Source organism: Arthrobacter sp. BGA-UO-ETr-C19 (assembly GCF_059568005.1).
The window spans coordinates 37,346-54,244 of the sequence record NZ_JCAQPC010000012.1 but is presented as its reverse complement, the minus strand read 5'-3'; the positions used below and the strand labels follow the sequence as shown (position 1 = coordinate 54,244).

General features: G+C 69.0%; 8 protein-coding genes. All 8 read left to right on the top strand.

Annotated features, from left to right (window positions below):
• The first annotated feature begins 194 nt into the window (after positions 1-194).
• Positions 195-6,284, top strand: a complete 6,090-nt coding sequence (locus AC57BR_RS05890) for an Ig-like domain-containing protein (RefSeq protein ID WP_496358839.1) — start codon at positions 195-197, stop codon at positions 6,282-6,284.
• Between the two features lie 60 nt (positions 6,285-6,344).
• On the top strand, positions 6,345-7,316 hold the full coding sequence (locus AC57BR_RS05885) for an AAA family ATPase (RefSeq protein WP_496358838.1): 972 nt from the start codon (positions 6,345-6,347) through the stop codon (positions 7,314-7,316).
• Positions 7,317-7,362: 46 nt separating this feature from the next.
• Complete coding sequence (locus tag AC57BR_RS05880; RefSeq protein ID WP_496359023.1) at positions 7,363-8,643, top strand: DUF58 domain-containing protein; 1,281 nt, start codon at positions 7,363-7,365, stop codon at positions 8,641-8,643.
• Entirely contained in the window at positions 8,640-11,081 is a 2,442-nt protein-coding gene (locus tag AC57BR_RS05875) for a transglutaminase TgpA family protein (protein WP_496358836.1), read from the top strand. The genes AC57BR_RS05880 and AC57BR_RS05875 overlap by 4 nt, the downstream gene beginning before the upstream one ends.
• Before the next feature lie 278 nt (positions 11,082-11,359).
• Complete coding sequence (locus AC57BR_RS05870; protein ID WP_496358834.1) at positions 11,360-12,544, top strand: RDD family protein; 1,185 nt, start codon at positions 11,360-11,362, stop codon at positions 12,542-12,544.
• Entirely contained in the window at positions 12,541-13,419 is an 879-nt protein-coding gene (locus AC57BR_RS05865) for a PP2C family protein-serine/threonine phosphatase (protein ID WP_496358833.1), read from the top strand. Before AC57BR_RS05870 ends, AC57BR_RS05865 begins: the two co-directional genes overlap by 4 nt.
• Positions 13,406-15,184: an FHA domain-containing protein gene (locus AC57BR_RS05860; protein WP_496358832.1), complete on the top strand. Its 1,779-nt coding sequence runs from the start codon at positions 13,406-13,408 to the stop codon at positions 15,182-15,184. The genes AC57BR_RS05865 and AC57BR_RS05860 overlap by 14 nt, the downstream gene beginning before the upstream one ends.
• Positions 15,181-16,833, top strand: coding sequence for a serine/threonine-protein kinase (locus AC57BR_RS05855; protein WP_496358831.1), 1,653 nt, complete (start codon positions 15,181-15,183; stop codon positions 16,831-16,833). The genes AC57BR_RS05860 and AC57BR_RS05855 overlap by 4 nt, the downstream gene beginning before the upstream one ends.
• Positions 16,834-16,899 lie beyond the last annotated feature (66 nt).

Genomic DNA, 16,899 nt, shown 5'->3' with positions numbered 1-16,899 from the left:
GGGTAGGCTGGCGGGGTAACGGACGGCCACAGGGCTGTTCTTGGACAAGCCGCCAGCGCCCATGTAATAGTCGAGGCTCAGAATTGTTCCGGCGTCTCTATGGGGGAGTGGCGGAATGTCACCGGCCCGTGATGAACGTCAGGGGCTAGCAAGCCGCGCTCGGGCGGCTGTGATTTCGGGGGAATAATAACGCTGTGTCAACTTTGTTCGGCAAGCTGGGGCTGAGGAAACGCCGCAACAAGATCGTCACCGGAACCGTCTTTTCCGCTGCAGCTGCAGCGCTGGTGGCCGGTGCCGTGATCTACCCGGGCTTCAAGACAACCGAGGTTGACCTGAACGACGGCGGCGTCTGGGTGGTCAGCAAGGCCCGCAACGCCGTCGGCCGGCTCAACTACCCCTCGCGGGTCCTGGACGGTGCCGTGACCCCCGCCAGCACCACGTTCGATGTCCTGCAGAATGCCGGCAAGGTGTTCGTCGACGATGAATCCGGCTCCACCCTGAACCAGGTGTCCGCCGCCAACATGAGGCTGGGCGGCGACAAGAAGCTTCCCGGCTCGGCGCAGGTGAGCTTCGGCGCCGACGTCATCTCGGTCACCGACCCGTCCGCCGGCAAAATGTGGGCCATGTCCCCGTCAACCGTCAACGCGTTCGACGAGGAGTCCAGCGAGCCCGCCGTGGCGGGTTCCCAGGGTCTCGTGTCCGCCGTTGGCCCCGATGACCGGATCTACTCGGCCGATCCGAAGACGGGGCAGGTGACTGTGACCACGGTGGACGCCGCGGGGGCAGCCACCCACACCGAGCAGAGCACGTGGGACGGGCTGAAGGGTGCCGGGGACCTCCAGCTCGCCGTCGTGGGGGACCAGCCCGTGGCCCTGGATGCAGCCGCAGGGAAACTGTTCCTGCCCGGCGGGCGCGAAGTGGCGCTGGCCGACGCGCGGGACGCGAAGCTCCAGCAGTCCGGCCCGGCGTCTGACTCGGTGGCCGTGGCCACCGGCAAAGCACTCCTCAAGCAGCCGCTGAACGGCTCCGCCGCGAAGACCGTGACGTTCGGCGGCCAGGGGGTGCCGGCAGCGCCGGTGCAGCTGGGCGGCTGCGTTCACGCGGCATGGTCCGGGGCGAACAAGTATGTCCGGGACTGCGCCAATGACTCGGACAACAAGAACGTGGCCGTGCCCAAAGCCAGCGCGTCGCCCAGCTACGTGTTCCGCGTCAACCGGGACGTCGTGGTGTTGAACGACGTGAACTCGGGAAACGTGTGGCTCGTCAACCAGAACATGCAGCTGGTCAACAACTGGGACGACGTTGTCCCGCCCAAGAACCAGGCTGACGACCCGGATGAGGAATCGGCCGACGACAACACCATCAACGTCCTGCCGGATCGCACCAAACCGAACCGTCCGCCCGAAACGAAACCCGACGTCGTCGGCGTCCGGCCCGGGCGCACCACGGTCCTGAGCGTCCTCGACAACGACTCCGACCCCGACGGCGACGTGCTGACCGCGTCACTCGGTGCCGAAGGCCCGCAGGCCGGCAGCATTGAAAGCATCTACGGCGGGTCCGCCTTCCAGATCGCGGTGCCGGCCGACGCCGCGCCGGGGACCGAGACCTTTGACTACACCGCGGCGGACGGCCGCGGCCTGTCCGCCGGCGGCAAGGTAAGCCTGAGCGTCGTGGGGCCGGACGAGAACCGGCCCCCGGCCTTCAAGCGCGGCGACCCGACCACGCTCCTCGTGGAGCAGGGCAAGACCGTCAGCCAGAACATCCTCACCGACTGGGCCGATCCCGACGGCGACGACCTCGTCCTGATGACGGCCACCGCCGACAACGAACAGGACCAGGTCAAGGTCCGCCGCGACGGTCTGCTCACCTTCCAGGACTCCGGCGCCTCGGCCGGCAAGAAAAGCGTCACCGTGACCGTCTGGGACGGCCGCGCCACCACCACGGGAAAGGTGGTGGTCAACGTCCAGCCGCCGGGCGCACTGGCCCCTGTGGTCAACGCCGACCACGTCACGGCCGTGGTGGGCCAGGACCTGGTCATCGCGCCGCTGAAGAACGATGTAGATCCCAACGGCGGCGCCTTGCGCCTCGCCCAGGTGGAAGCCAGCGGAGCTGCGGAACTGGGCCCCGTCACCGACGGCGGCACCTTCACGTTCCGCAGCCGGACCCCGGGCCCGGTCTACCTGACGTACCTGGCCAGCAACGGACCGCAAAGCAGCCAGGGCCTCATCCGGGTGGACGTGGAATCCGGCAAGGACTCCGGAAATCCCGTCGCTGTCCATGACGTGGCACTCCTGCCGGTGGGCGGCAGCGTGCTGCTGGACCCGCTGGCCAACGACTCGGACCCGTCCGGGGGCGTCCTGGTCCTGCAGTCCGTCGCGGTGCCGGAGAACGCCACGGCGTCGGTGAGCGTGATCGACCACAGTGTCCTGCGGATCACCGACATCGCGGGCACCAAGGACCCCTTCCTGTTCCGCTACACGATGTCCAACGGCAAATCTTCCGCCACGGGCAGCGTCTCGGTGGTGCCTGTTCCCGCCCCTGCTGTGGTGGAGGCGCCGCAGCCCAAGCCCGATGAGGTCAACGTCCGCGTCAACGACGTCGTGACCATCCCGGTCCTGGACAATGACACCCACCCGCAGGGCGAAAAACTGACTGTTGACCCGGTCCTGCCGCAGGCCGTCCCGGCGGAGGACGGGAAGAGCTTCGTCTCGGAGAACACCCTCCGCTTCATCGCCGGAAGCCAGCCCAGGACCGTGCGCGCCATCTACAACGCGGTGGACCCGCAGGGCCAGAAGAGCGCCGCCGCCGTCACCATCCACATCCTGCCGCTGGAGGGCGCCGAAAACTCCCGCCCGCAACCCAAGAACCTGACGGCCCGGGTGGTGGCTGCCGGCACGGTGCGCATTCCGGTGCCGCTGGACGGCATTGACCCCGACGGCGACTCCGTCCAGCTGACCGGCATCGACAGCACGCCGGGCATGGGCACCGCGACGGCGGGCAGCAACTTCATCGACTTCGTGGCCGCCGGAAACGGCGCCGGAACCGATACCTTCCGCTACAAGGTCGTGGACCGGCAGGGAGCCGTGAACACGGGCACCGTCACTGTGGGAATCGCTCCCCGCAGCGACACCAACCAGAGGCCCACTCCCGTGGATGACCAGGTCAAGGTCCGGCCCGGGCGGCAGATAGCCGTCGACGCAGCAGGCAACGACACCGATCCGGACGGTGACCTGATTCGGATCCTCACCGACGGCATCGAAGCCGATGCCGCACTGAAGGCCACGGTCAGCAAGCAAAGCGGCCGCATCCTGCTGCAGGCACCGGCCGCCGAAGGTACCGTCAACGTCCGCTACACCGTGGCCGACGAACGCGGAGCCTCCGCGCAGGCAGCCATCAGGATGGTGGTGGACAGCAACGTCCCGCTGCAGGCACCGATCGCCCGGGATGACCGGGTGACCTCCGCGCAAACGCTCGGTAAAACCGCCGTCGACGTCCCCGTCCTGAAGAACGACGAGGATCCTGACGGCGTGGGCGAGAACCTTAAGATCAGCAGCGCCGCCGAGACCGCGCGCCCGGGGCCGGATGGCAACATGATCGTCGGGCTGACCGAGCAGCCACAGCTGGTGCCCTACACGGTTGAGGACGTCGACGGCCAGAAGTCGACGGCGATCATCTGGGTGCCGGGCCTGGGCCAGCAGGTCCCCACCCTGGCCAAGGACCAGGTCCTCGAAGTGGTCGCGGGCCAGTCCGTGACCGCAGACCTCGCCGAATGGGTTAAGGTGCGGGACGGCCGTTCGCCCCGGCTGACCCAGACCGACCGGATCAAGCTCATCGGTGCCGACGGCAGCAACCCGGTGGCCGGCAACGGCACCGCCGTCAAGTACACGGCGGACAGGGACTACGTGGGCCCGGGGTCCATGACCTTCGAGGTGACGGACGGTTCGGGCCCGGACGACCCCGCCGGGCTCAAATCCACGCTGAGCATCCGCACCAAGGTGCTGCCCGACCCCAACCGCAACAACCCGCCGGTGCTGCTCGGCGGCTCGGTGGATGTTCCGTTGGGTGACTCTGCCGCCGCCGACCTGGCCAAACTGACCACCGACCCGGATGACGACGAGGCCGCGAACATGAAGTACGAGATCGCCGGGGCGGTCCCCCAGGGCTTCAACGTGGCCATCGACGGCTCGTCCCTCAAAGTCTCGGCGAAGGACGGCGTGAGGACAGGTGACGGGGGCGCCGTGCAGGTGACGGCGAAGGACCCGCGCGGCCTGGAATCCACTGCCACGTTCCGGCTGGCCGTCACGGCGACCAACCGGGCCAAGCCGGTGGCGAACGATGACATCGAGGAAAACGCCGCGGCGGGCAAGCCGGTGACCGTCAAGGTACTGGCAAACGACGCCAACCCGTTCCCGGACACGCCGCTGAAGATCATCGGCGTCGCCACCGAAACGGGCCAGGGGACGGCCGCCGTCAGTGGGGACTCCGTAACCGTCACACCGGAGGCCGGGTTCTCCGGCACCCTGATTGTGTCCTACACCGTGGGGGACAAGACGGAGGACTCGTCCCGGTACGCCACCGCCCGCATCCGGCTCACGGTCAAGGACAAACCGCTCGCACCCACCACGCCCCAGGCGCAAAGCGTCGGCGACCGGACTGCTTTGCTGAACTGGACGGCGCCGGCTGACCGGGGGGCACCGATCACCAGGTACACGGTGTACGGCGAAGGCGGCTACAAGCAGGACTGCCCGGCCAACTCGTGCACCCTGAACAACCTGGTCAACAACACCAAGTACCACTTCCAGGTGACGGCAACGAACGAGTTCGGCGAGTCCGGCCGTTCGCCGGTCTCCGCGGAGGTCCGGCCTGACGTCAAGCCGGACATGCCGCTGGCTCCGTCGCTGAAGTTTGGCGACAAGCAGCTGTCCATCGCCTGGAAGGCACCGGCCAGCAAGGGCTCCCCGGTCAAGTCCTATGACCTGGAAATCTCGCCGGCACCCGCCGGCCAGAACCCGCAGATCCAGAACCTCACCTCTACCAGCTACGTCTGGAAGGGCCTCACCAACGGCGTCGCCTACAAGGTGCGCGTCCTGGCCCGGAACGACGCGAAGGACCCTTCGGAGTGGAGCCCGTACTCGGCCGCCGAGGTCCCGGCCGGTGTTCCGGCGACGCCGGCAGCCCCCTCAGCAGCCGGCGCCGGGTCCGTGGGGACCCAGTCACAGGTGAACGTCAGCTGGACAGCGCCGGACAACAACGGCGACGCCGTCTCCGCCTACACGCTCACCACCCTCCGCGGCGGAGCGGTGGTGAAGAGCCAGAAGGTGGCTTCCGGAACCTCGCTCAACGTCACAGTGGACAACTCCGAGGCCGACTACGCCTTCACCGTCTCCGCCACCAACAAGGCAGGCACGTCCGGAACCAGCGCCCAATCGGCGCCGGTCAGGGCCGCCGGCAAGCCCGGCACCGTGAACGGCGGCAGCGTCCGCGCGACTGGGACCAGTGGCCAGCTGGATGTGACCTTCACCCCGCTCACGGCGGCCCAGCGGAATGGCTCGCAGGCGTCGGAGATCACCTACCGGTGGTCCACCGCCTACGGGTCCGGGCCCATCAACGCCGGCGGCGGAACTATCTCCGGCCAGCCCAACGGCCGGGACGTGACCGTCAACATCATCGCCTCCTCCACTAAGAACAACGTATCCGGCGACGCGAAGGCCATCGGCTCGGGGAACCCATACGCCCCGCCGAACGCGCCGAATGTCTCCGGCCGCCAGTCCGCCAAGGGCGACGGTGACGTGCACTGGACCTGGAACAACCCGGCGAACAACGGACGTGCCATCAAGCGGTTCGAAGTGAGCTTTGACGGAGGCGGCTGGATCGACGTCGGCCTCCGGAACAGCTACGACCGCGCCGCGGGAGGATGGGACAAGACGCATACACTGCGGGTCAGGGCGTTCACCGTCGCCTACGGACAGGCCGGCAGCGACAATGCAACCAGCGGCGCCGATCCCACCCCGCCGCCGCCCGCGTCGCAGATCCAGGTGGACGCGAGCAGCGTGCGCACCTGTCCAGGGAAGCCCGGCCTGCCGGATTCCTACCAGCCCGGCAGCCCCAACAGGTGCGGCGTCGGATGGGTGGAGCGGTCCTGGGGCAGGCTGACCATCGACTGCACCAAGGACATCTACGGCAACGGCACGCCGTGGTACCGCCTGACCGAATCGGCGAAAAGCGGATGGTATGTGAAGTCGACAACCGTGGACCTGTACGGCCCCAGGCCCGGCACATGCTGAGGCAGGGCCATGCCCTGCCAGGAACGAATATGTCTGGAATGACACAGAAGAGGAACAACCATGACAATGACTAGCGAGCAGGCCGCCTGGTTTGCAGGGACGTTCGAGAAGCTCGTCGCCAATGTGGGACAGGCTGTCCTGGGCAAGGCCCACGTCATCCGCCTGACCTTCACCGCGATGCTCGCCGAGGGCCACGTCCTCTTCGAAGACGCCCCGGGCACCGGAAAGACCTCGTTGGCCCGGGCCCTGGCGGCCACCGTCCAGGGCTCCAACAGCCGCATCCAGTTCACGCCGGACCTGCTGCCCTCTGACGTCACCGGTGTGACCATCTACGACCAGAAGACCCAGAAGTTCGAATTCCACAAGGGTCCGATCTTCAGCAACATCGTGCTTGCCGACGAAATCAACCGGGCCTCGCCCAAGACGCAGTCGGCGCTGCTGGAAGTCATGGAGGAGTCCCGCGTCACCGTGGACGGCACCACCTACGAAGCGGGCCGGCCGTTCATGGTGCTGGCCACCCAGAACCCGATCGAGCAGGCGGGCACCTACCGGCTGCCCGAGGCCCAGCTGGACCGCTTCCTGATTAAGACGTCCATCGGGTACCCGGACCACGCCTCCACCGTCCAGCTCCTGGGCGGAACCAACCTCAAGGACCGGTCCCGGCACCTGCAGCCGGTGATCACCACGCAGGCCGTGGCCGACATGGCGGACCTCGCCGCCACCACGCACGTCGACACCGCCGTGCTTGAGTACATCTCCCGGCTCTGCGAGGAAACCCGCAACGCTCCCGAGACCCGCCTGGGTGTGTCGGTGCGCGGCGCCCTCGCCATGGTCCGGGCGGCCAAGGTCTGGGCCGCGTGCCAGGGGCGCAACTTCGTCCTGCCGGACGACATCAAGGACCTCGCGGCCGTCGTCTGGACGCACCGTTTTGTGATGGACCCCGAAGCCGAGTTCTCCGGGGCAACGGCCGAAGCCGTGCTTGGACGCGTCCTGGCCGATGTCGCAGCGCCGCAGCAGCGCGCTGCCGTCTAAAGTGCAGAGGTCCAGGGTGCAGTTTCCCAAAGTGCGGCTGACCAAAATGTGGCTGTCGGGGCTGCGGCCCCAAAGCCGCCCGTCCAGGGTGTGGCGGGATGCCGCCAGCACTGCGCGCCTGGCGCTGGGTCCCGCCTGGCGGATAGCCGGCGGCGCTTGGGGCCGGCACGTCCGGCCCGTGCTGTCCGTGGTCAGCGTCCTGGGCTGGTCGGTGCTGGCCGCCGCGATTCTCCTGTGGGCGGCCGGAAGCGCCTACGGCTGGCAGGAAGCCAAGGCGGCGGCCATTGCGGCGCTGGTGCTTTTCGTCATCGCCGTCGGCTTCATCCTGGGGCGGTCCTCCTACGGGGTGGTGCTCGACCTCGCCCGGACCAGGGTGGCGGTGGGGGACAGCGCCGTCGGAAGCATCGCCGTGTCCAACACCTCTGCCCGGCCGCTCCTGCCCGCTGACCTCGAACTGCCCGTCGGGGCAGCCACCGCCGTCTTCCACCTCCCGCGGATGAAGCCGCAGCAGGTGCACGAGGACCTTTTCACCATTCCCACGGCGCGCAGAGCCGTCATCGTGGTGGGCCCGGTGCGCTCCGTCCGGGCTGATCCGCTGCACCTGCTCCGCCGGCAGGTGCTCTGGACGGAACCGGAGGACCTGTACGTGCACCCCCGGACCGTGGCGCTTGCCGGTTCCGCCGCCGGGTTCATCCGCGACCTGGAAGGCATGCCCACCACGGAGCTGTCCAGCGCGGACGTTTCCTTCCACGCCCTGCGCGACTACGTCCCGGGGGACGACCGGCGGCACATCCACTGGAAAACCACCGCCCGAACCAACAAACTCATGGTCCGCCAGTTTGAAGAAACCCGCCGCGCCCACCTGGCCATTTCGCTGTCCATCAACACGGACGAATACGCGTCGGAGGAGGAGTTCGAGCTGGCCATATCGGCAGCGGCGTCGATCGGCCGGCAGGCCATCCGCGAACAGCGCGAGCTGGACGTCCTGACGCAGGCCGGTCCGCTGCGCTGCGAGACCGGCCGCAACATGCTGGACGACATGACCCGGATCGTCGGCACCCCGTTGCGGAAGACCGCCGTCGACCTCGCCCGCACGCTGGCCGACACGGTGCCTAACGCCTCGGTAGTTTTCTTCGTCGTGGGCAGCCACGTGTCGCCCACCCAGCTGCGCTCGGCCGCCGCCTCGGTGCCGCCCGGCGTCCGAAGCCTCGCCGTGCTCGTCGACCTTGGCGCTGCCCCGGCCCGCGCCAACATCGGCGACCTGGCCGTCCTCACCGTCGGTGACCTCGCCGACCTTCCCTCCGTCCTGCGAAAGGCTGCAGCATGAGTGAGGCCACCGGACTCCGCCCCCGCCGTTCAGACAGCCCTCGTCGGCCAGACAGCCCCCGCCGTTCAGCCCGGCCTGCTGCCGGGTCCGCGTTCGCGGACGGCCGGCCGCCGTGGCATTTTGTGCTCGACGGCGGTGCCCTCACCATTCTGCTCGGGCTGGGTGTCCTCGGTTTCAGCCTCAGCTTCGGCGGCGACCCCCACTACCTGGTTGCCGGCTTTGGCGGGATCATCCTGGGCCTGGGCATCGCTGCCGGCAACGCCCATTTCCGGCTTGGCCTGCTGATCACCACGGCCCTGGCCTTCGGCGGTTACCTGGTACTGGGGACGGCCCTTGCCGTGCCCGACGCCGCGGTCGCTGGATTCCTCCCCAGCCTCGAATCGCTGCGGACGCTGCTGCTCGGCGTCGTCTTCTCATGGAAGGACATGCTCACCGTCGGAGTGCCCGTGGGCACCGCGGGCGGCGTGCTGATCGTCCCCTTCCTGAGCTCACTCATCACGGCAGCCGCCGCCGGGGTCCTCACGTGGCGGATCCGGAGCCCCTACTGGCCGCTGCTGCCGGTCCTGGTCCTTTTCGTCACGGGCATCGCCTTCAGCACCAACGCCGGGTTCCTGACCGTGGAGCGCGGCATCGCGCTGACAGTGGTGGGCATCGCCTGGGCCACCTTCCGGCGGGACGCCCTGCGCCGGCACGACACCCACAAGGTCTCGGTGAACCGCCCCCAGCACGACGCCGGCACGGCCGGGAAGGCGCGCATGCGCCGTTTGGCGGCCGGAGCCGCCGTCCTGGCGGCGACTGTGGGAATCACCGCGGCGGTATCGCCGCTGATCGCCGCCGGTGACGAGCGGCGCGTCCTCCGCAACGTCGTCGTACCCCCCTTTGACCCCAAGGCCTACGTCACGCCGCTGGCGAGCTTCCGCAACTTCGTCAAGGACAAGAAGGACGACGCCCTGTTCACCGTCAAGGGGCTGCCCAAGGACGCACGCGTCCGGCTCGGGGCACTCGATTCCTTCAACGGCACCAACTACACCATGGATCCGAACGGCTCCGGCAGCTTCAGCAAGGTGGGCGATGCGAAATCGATCAACACGCTCGCCGACTCCACGGACGCGGTGCCGACGAACGACTACAGTCTGGACATCACCGTAGATGACTACCAGGGCTACTTCGTCCCGGGCGGCCGCAAGACGACCGGACTAAGCTTCGGCCCGGGCTCATCCGGCGCCGCCTCGGGGCTGTACTTCAACTCCGGAACCGACACCGCGGTGACCACCCAGGGCCTGTCCCGCGGCGATTCCTACACCGTCCAGGTCTCGGACCCGGTGAAGCTTGAGCACGGGCAGCTGACGCAATACGACTTCGCCAGGGTCAGCCTGCCGGACACCACCGACGTGCCGCCGGTGGTGGGCGCCCAGGCCAATGATCTCGCCGCGGACGCCCCGACCGCCGCGGACCAGGTCCGGCAGATCGAGGCCCACTTCCAGAAGAAGGGCGCCTTCAGCAACGGGCTCATCGCCGACGGGCAGCTCCCGAGCGTCTCCGGACACGGCGCGGCGCGCATCCGCGACCTGCTGACCGCCAAGCAGATGCTGGGCGACGACGAGCAGTATGCCGTGGCGATGTCCCTGATGCTTCGCCACCTGGGCATCCCGTCCCGCGTGGTCATGGGCTTCTACCCGGACCCGAAAAGCCCGGAGAACGGCGCCGGCGAAATCAGGATCCTGGGCAAGGACGTCCATGCCTGGGTGGAGGTGGCCTTCGACCGGGTGGGGTGGGTGGCCTTCGACCCCACACCGCCCAAGGACAACATTCCCATCCCGCCCGATCCGGAGAACAAGTCCAAGCCAAAGCCCCAGGTCCTGCAGCCGCCGCCACCGCCGCAGGAACCGGCCGACCTGCCGCCGGACTCCTCTCCCGACGCCCTCGACGCCGACGAGAAGAAGAACAACCCCTGGCTGCTCTGGGGTCCCATCCTCACGGCCATCGGCATCGCCATGATTCCCGTCGGCATCCTTGCCCTGCCGCTGCTGCTCATCGCCCTGCTCAAGTCCCGGCGCCGGAAGACCCGCTTCACCGGCGGCGATCCTGCCCAGCGCGTCGGGGGCGGCTGGAACGAGGTCCTCAGCCTGGCAACGGACATGGGTGCCGCCGTGGACAACCGGGCAACCAGGCGGGAAACGGCGGCGGTAGTGGCCGCGGCGTTCCCCGCCGCCGGGACCACCACAACCCTGCTCGCGCACCGGGCTGACGCCTCCATCTTCGGAGCGGGCCAGCCGAGCGAGGATGAGGTGCGGGAGTACTGGAACGTCGTGGACGGCTCGCTCAGGGAGATGACCGGAACCGTTGGTTTCTGGCGGCGCCAGCAGGCGCGCTTCTCGCCCCGGTCGCTGCTGGCTGAGGCCCGTTCGGCCCTGGCCGCGCGGGGGTTCCGGCGGTGAACGGGTCGCCCGGGACCGGGCCGTTTGTGACCGGCGAGGGGCCCGGAACCGGCGAGGGCCCCGGAGCTGCCGGAGGGACAGGGCCGTGCCTGCGCTGCGGGCAGCCCGTCCGCGCCGGTGCGAGCTTTTGCGGCGCCTGCGGCACCCCGCTGCCCAACAGGGGAGCCATGGTTAACTGGGGAGCCCGGCCAGATCGTGGCGCCATGCCCAGCCGGGGCGGGAGGCAAGCCGCTCCGATTCCCGGTAGCATCCCGGTAGGGCTGGGGGAAGGATCGGACATGTCAGGCACTCTTGCGCTGGTTCCAGCGGCGCCGGGCAAACGCCTCGGCGCAGCCGTCCTGGACTGGCTTGCGCCGGTGGCCATCCTGACGGTTCTGCTGTCCTTCGGATTCGCGGGCATCACGAGCACACGCAGCGCCGGACTCATCATCTACGACACAAGCCGGCTGGCCCTCCTTGGGAGCATCGGAGCCGGACTGACCCTTGCCTACGCGTTCGCCGTCGCAAGTGTCGAGGGCCGGTCAGGCAACACCATCGGCAACCGGCTCATGGGCATCCGCAGCACTGACAAGGACGGCTACGCGCCGGGCCTCGGTGCTGTGTTCCTGCGGGGCATCGTGACCGGCGCCGGCATCCTGCTGGCCGTCCTTGCCGCGGTACTGGTGGCCGCCTTCAAGTGGTTCGACGCCGCCGGGCTGATCCTGGGGCCGCTGCTGCTGATCGGAACGGCCTGGGCCGTCGTCGTTGCAGCATCCAGCGCCTGGGACCGGAACGGCAGGCTCCGCGGATGGCACGACCGCGCTGCCAAGACCCTTGTCTTCGACGTCGTGAACGGCCGCAACCCCGTGGCCACCGGCGGCATCGAAGGTCCGTACAGCTTCGCACCTCTGGACCTGCCCCCGGTGCAACAGGTTGCCTCCCCGGTTGCCTCCCGGACCCCGGTTGTCCCGGGCCCCCCTGCGGCCCCGGGCCCCGCTGTACACCCCGGTACCGCCATTCACCCGGACGACGCCGCTCATTCCGCCCCGGCCACTCACCCGGACGACGCCATTGACCCGGACGACGCCATTGACCCGGACGACGCCATGGACCGCACCCAGGTGCGCGCCGGGGTACGCCAGGACGCGCCCGAGGCGGTGCTGCGAATAACGCTCGACGACGGCCGCGACTTCCGCCTGGAGCGGACCGTCCTGATCGGCCGCAATCCTGCCCCCGCCGCCGGGGAATCACAGGCGCAGCTGCTGGCGGTGCCGGACCCCGGCAGGACCATTTCCAAGACGCACCTCCACCTGCTCACGGACGGCACTGGCCTCTGGGTCACCGACCGCCATTCGACCAACGGCAGCGCCGTCACCACACCCGACGGCATGCGCACGGCGCTGCAGCCGGGCGTGCCCGCATATGTCAGCCCCGGAACGACAGTTCATTTCGGGGACCGCACCTTCAACGTAGGACACGCATGAATTCACAGCAGGTGGCCGGAACTCCAGGGACCGGCGGCGAGCCTGGCCTCCGGCTGAGCTACGGCTACGGAACGGACCGGGGCCTTCGCCGCGAGCTCAACGAGGACTCGTACATTGCCTCGGATCCCGTGTTCGCCGTCGCGGACGGCATGGGCGGCCATGAAGCCGGCGAGGTAGCCAGCGGCATATGCGTGCGGGCGCTGGCACAGCTGCCGCAACTGGCCACGGGGGAGCGGACAGCCACCGCGGGAGTGGTGCAGCAGTACCTGGCCAGCGCCGACGAATCGATCCGCTCCGCCACCGGCTCGCGGGCCGGAACGACGCTCAGCGGCGTGGTGGTGGTGGAACAGATGGGTGTTCCCTACTGGCTGGTCATGAACATCGGCGATTCCCGGACGTACCGGCTGAGCCAGGGCCGGCTCTCCCAGGTCAGCGTGGATCACTCCGAGGTCCAGGAGCTCGTCGAGAGCGGCGAGATCACCGCCGAGGAGGCCGCGGTTCATCCCCGCCGGCACGTCGTGACGCGCGCGCTGGGCGCGGGCGACGAGACTGAAGCCGACTACTGGCTCCTGCCCATTGAGGAAGGTGACCGGATGATGGTGTGCTCGGACGGTCTCAACGGCGAGCTGACGGACGGACAGATGCTGGACATCCTCAGCACGGTCGAGGACCCGCAAGAGGCCGTGGATGCCCTGATCCAGGCAGCGCTGCGGCGCGGGGGCCGGGACAACATCACGGTGATCGTCGTCGATGCCAGGAACGTGCTCAACGATGCCGGTATCGCGACGACGGCGCCCCGGACCGCGGCTGACGCGGAAGAGGAGGACACGCTGCCGCGTGCCGGAAGCGAGGACCCGGTCAATGGCCGCAGCTAGCTACGTCCCCGGTGGATGGCTGGGCCTCATCCGGTCGGGAACTGCGGTGATCCTCGACCCGTCCACCCCGGCCCCGCTGGTCAGCGCGGTGTGGGATCTGCTGGCGAAAGGCCCGGACGCATCCGAGGTTCTTCATGCCGTGACCGGAGGGTTCGGTGCGCCGCTGTCCGCCAGCCCGTGGTTCGGGATCATCGGGTTCAGTGACTCGCTGCGGGTATTCCTGCGCGGCGACATCGACCTGGCAGTCCAGCTTCCGTCGGGTCCCGTGAACCTCGACGGCCGGAATGTCACCACCTGGACCGAGCGGTGGCTGGATGCACCCGAGTGGTTCAGCGTGGCGGTGCCCGGAGCCGCGTCAGCGCAGTCCGGTCCGTCGGAGCCCGGCTCCGTCGCTGGCATGCCGGCCGCCGGGTTGCCTGTTGCCGAATTGCCCGTCGCTGAACTGCCCGTGGTGGAAGGGGCGGTGCTGCTGCAGTCCCTGCGGGTCAGCGTCACCGGACCCGGGGGTGCGCCGTCCTTCCGGCCGGAAACTCCTGCAACGCGCACTGCTGCAACGCCTACTGCAGCCATGTCTACTGCTGCCACGTCTACTTGTGCCACGACTTTGGAGGCGTCGGCCGAGACCGTCGCCGGGCTGCAGGAAACCGTCACGGGCTTCACTGAGACCGGCGCCGCCACTGCCGGGACACTGCCTGAGGAAGACCTGCCTCAGGAAGCACGGTCCCAGGAAGCACGGTCCCAGGAATCACTGCCCGAGGAATCACTCAGCAGGGAAGACAGCCCAGCCACCGAACTCACCGGCTCCTACGACCACCTCTGGGACAAGACCGTGGTGCGCAGCATCGAGGACGCCGCCGTGCGGACCGGCGAGGAGGACGGCGGTGCTCCCGCAGCCGGGGAGACGGCGGTTCAGCAAACTGCGGGCCAGGAAGCCGACCCGCCGGAATCCGGCCAGCGGGAAGCTGACCAGCCGGATATTGCCCCTGAGGCAGCAGCTCCGGCGCCACCGTCCGTCCCTGCGTTGTCAGGACTGATCGACTCAGTGCCGTGGGCGACCGGCGGCGACCGTGCCCCGGGACCGGCGGTGCCGCCGTCGTTCGCAGCGCCGGCGGCGCCGCAGCCTATCCCAGGACCTCAGGTCCCGCCGTCGTTCATCTCCGAGCCCCGCGAGGCGGCGGAAGGCGACCACGACGGCCAGACCATCCTCAAGAGCGATCTCCCCACTTCCCAGCAGCCCGGTGCCCAGCAGGCAGGCCACGGAAAAGGGCAGGGACCGGAACCCGGCCAAGGCGCTGCGGCAGGCGAGGGCCCCCTGGTGCTGGCCAGGGTGTGCCCCGGCGGCCACGCCAACCCTCCCACCAGCGGCCAGTGCTTCACCTGCGGGGCGCAGCTGCCCGACGTCGCGATCCAGGTGCCGCGCCCTCGGCTGGGCCGGCTGCGCCTGTCCACGGGGGAGCTGATCGACCTTGAACAGTCGCTCGTGATCGGGCGGCAGCCGTCCGTGTCCCGGGTCCAGGGCGGAACCATGCCGCGGCTGGTCCAGGTTGCCAGCCCCGGCGGCGACATTTCGAGGTCGCACGTGGAGGTCCGGCTGGAGGGCTGGCACGTGATGCTCTGCGACCTGAAAGCAACCAACGGCACCGTGCTGATCCGCGAGGGGCAACCGCCGCGGCGCCTCGCCCAGAATGAAATGGCCATTGTCTTGGACGGCGACATCGCAGAACTCGGCGATGACGTTTCCTTGCGCTTTGAGGAGATCCTGTGAGTTCCAAGCGGCCGGCGGCGCCGCCGCCCCGCATCCCCGGCTTCAACTACGTCAGCCTGCTCGGATCGGGCGGCTTTTCCGACGTCTACCTCTACGAGCAGGACCGGCCGCGCCGCAAGGTGGCCGTGAAGGTGCTGCTGTCCGGCCTCAAGACCGAGGGCGCCCGCCGCCGGTTTGAGTCCGAGGCCAACCTGATGGCCCAGCTGTCGTCGCACCCCTTCATCGTGACCATCTTTGAAGCCGAGGTGACCGAGGACGGGCATTCCTACCTCGCCATGGAATACTGCTCCCGGCCCAGCCTGGACGTCCGGTACCGCCGGCAGCGCTTCAGCGTGGACGAGGTCCTGGCCGTCGGCATCCAGGTGGCCTCCGCCGTCGAAACGGCGCACCGGGCCGGCATCGCCCACCGCGACATCAAGCCCGCCAACATCCTGGTCACCGACTACAACCGTCCGGCGCTCACCGACTTCGGCATCTCCGGCACGCTGGCCGGCGACGTCGACGAGGACGCCGGGATGTCCATCCCGTGGTCCCCGCCCGAACAGTTCAGGGACGGCAATGTCGACGGCGTGCTGGTGGACGTGTGGGCCCTTGGCGCCACGCTGTACACACTGCTGGCCGGACGGTCGCCGTTCGTGCTGCCGGGCGCCGACAACTCCCAGCGCGAGCTCATTTCGCGCATCACCAACATGCCCGTGCCCCGGCTGAGCCGCGCCGACGTGCCGGAATCCCTGGAACTGGCCCTGGCAACGGCGATGGCCAAGTCGCCGGCCTCACGCTATTCGTCGGCCCACGCTTTCGCGCTGGCGCTGCAGCGGATCCAGGCCGAGCTCAACCTGTCCGTCACGCCTTTCGAGGTGCTTGAGGAACGCCTGCCGGAGGACGTGCACCTGGACGACGGCGTGGAGGAGACGCGCGTCCGCAACGTCGCGTCCATCGACCCGGACCGGACCGGAAGCGCCCCCACGTTCCCGGCCCGCACCAAACCACTGGACGGGGGAGCCGCGCAGGCACCGGGCCTTGCCCCGGGCCCTGCTGTACCGACACCGGGGCCGGTCAGTGGGCAGGCGCCGGGCATCCCGCCGTCGGCCCCGGCGACAGCGGGACGGACAGCGGCACGGGAGCCGGCAGCGGACGACTGGGCCGACGCCACGGTCCTGCGAAGCAATCAGCCCAAAGCTGCGGAGGATGACGCGTCCGGCCATCCGGGGGACCAGCCGGCGGACCACGGGAAACGCAACCTGTGGCTCGCCATCTCCGGCGGAACGCTCCTGGTGCTGGCGGTCATCGTGGGCATTGTGGTGGCATCGGCCGCGCCGCAGCCGGAGGCCGGCCCCACCGAAACGGTCAGCAAACCGCCCGCCGACGCCATCGACGACGGGTCCGTGCCCGACGTCGCCAAGCTGGCGGGCAGCGCGGGCGCGCAGGGGAAGGTCCGCTTCACCTGGACCAACCCGCAGCCCAAGCCCGGGGACACCTACAAGTGGCGGATCAAAACGGTCAAGGGCGGCGGAAGCTACCTGTCGACGCCGGCCACCCGGGTGGAGGTCACGGCGAATCCGGCGGAACCCACCTGCGTCCAGGTGATCATCGTCCGCAGCGACGGATCCGCATCACCCGCCGGCGAGGACTCCATCGCCTGCCTTTAGCAGCCTGCGGCGCGAGAAGCACCAACCGCCGCGCAGCATCAACAGACCCAACGACAAGACGGGAAA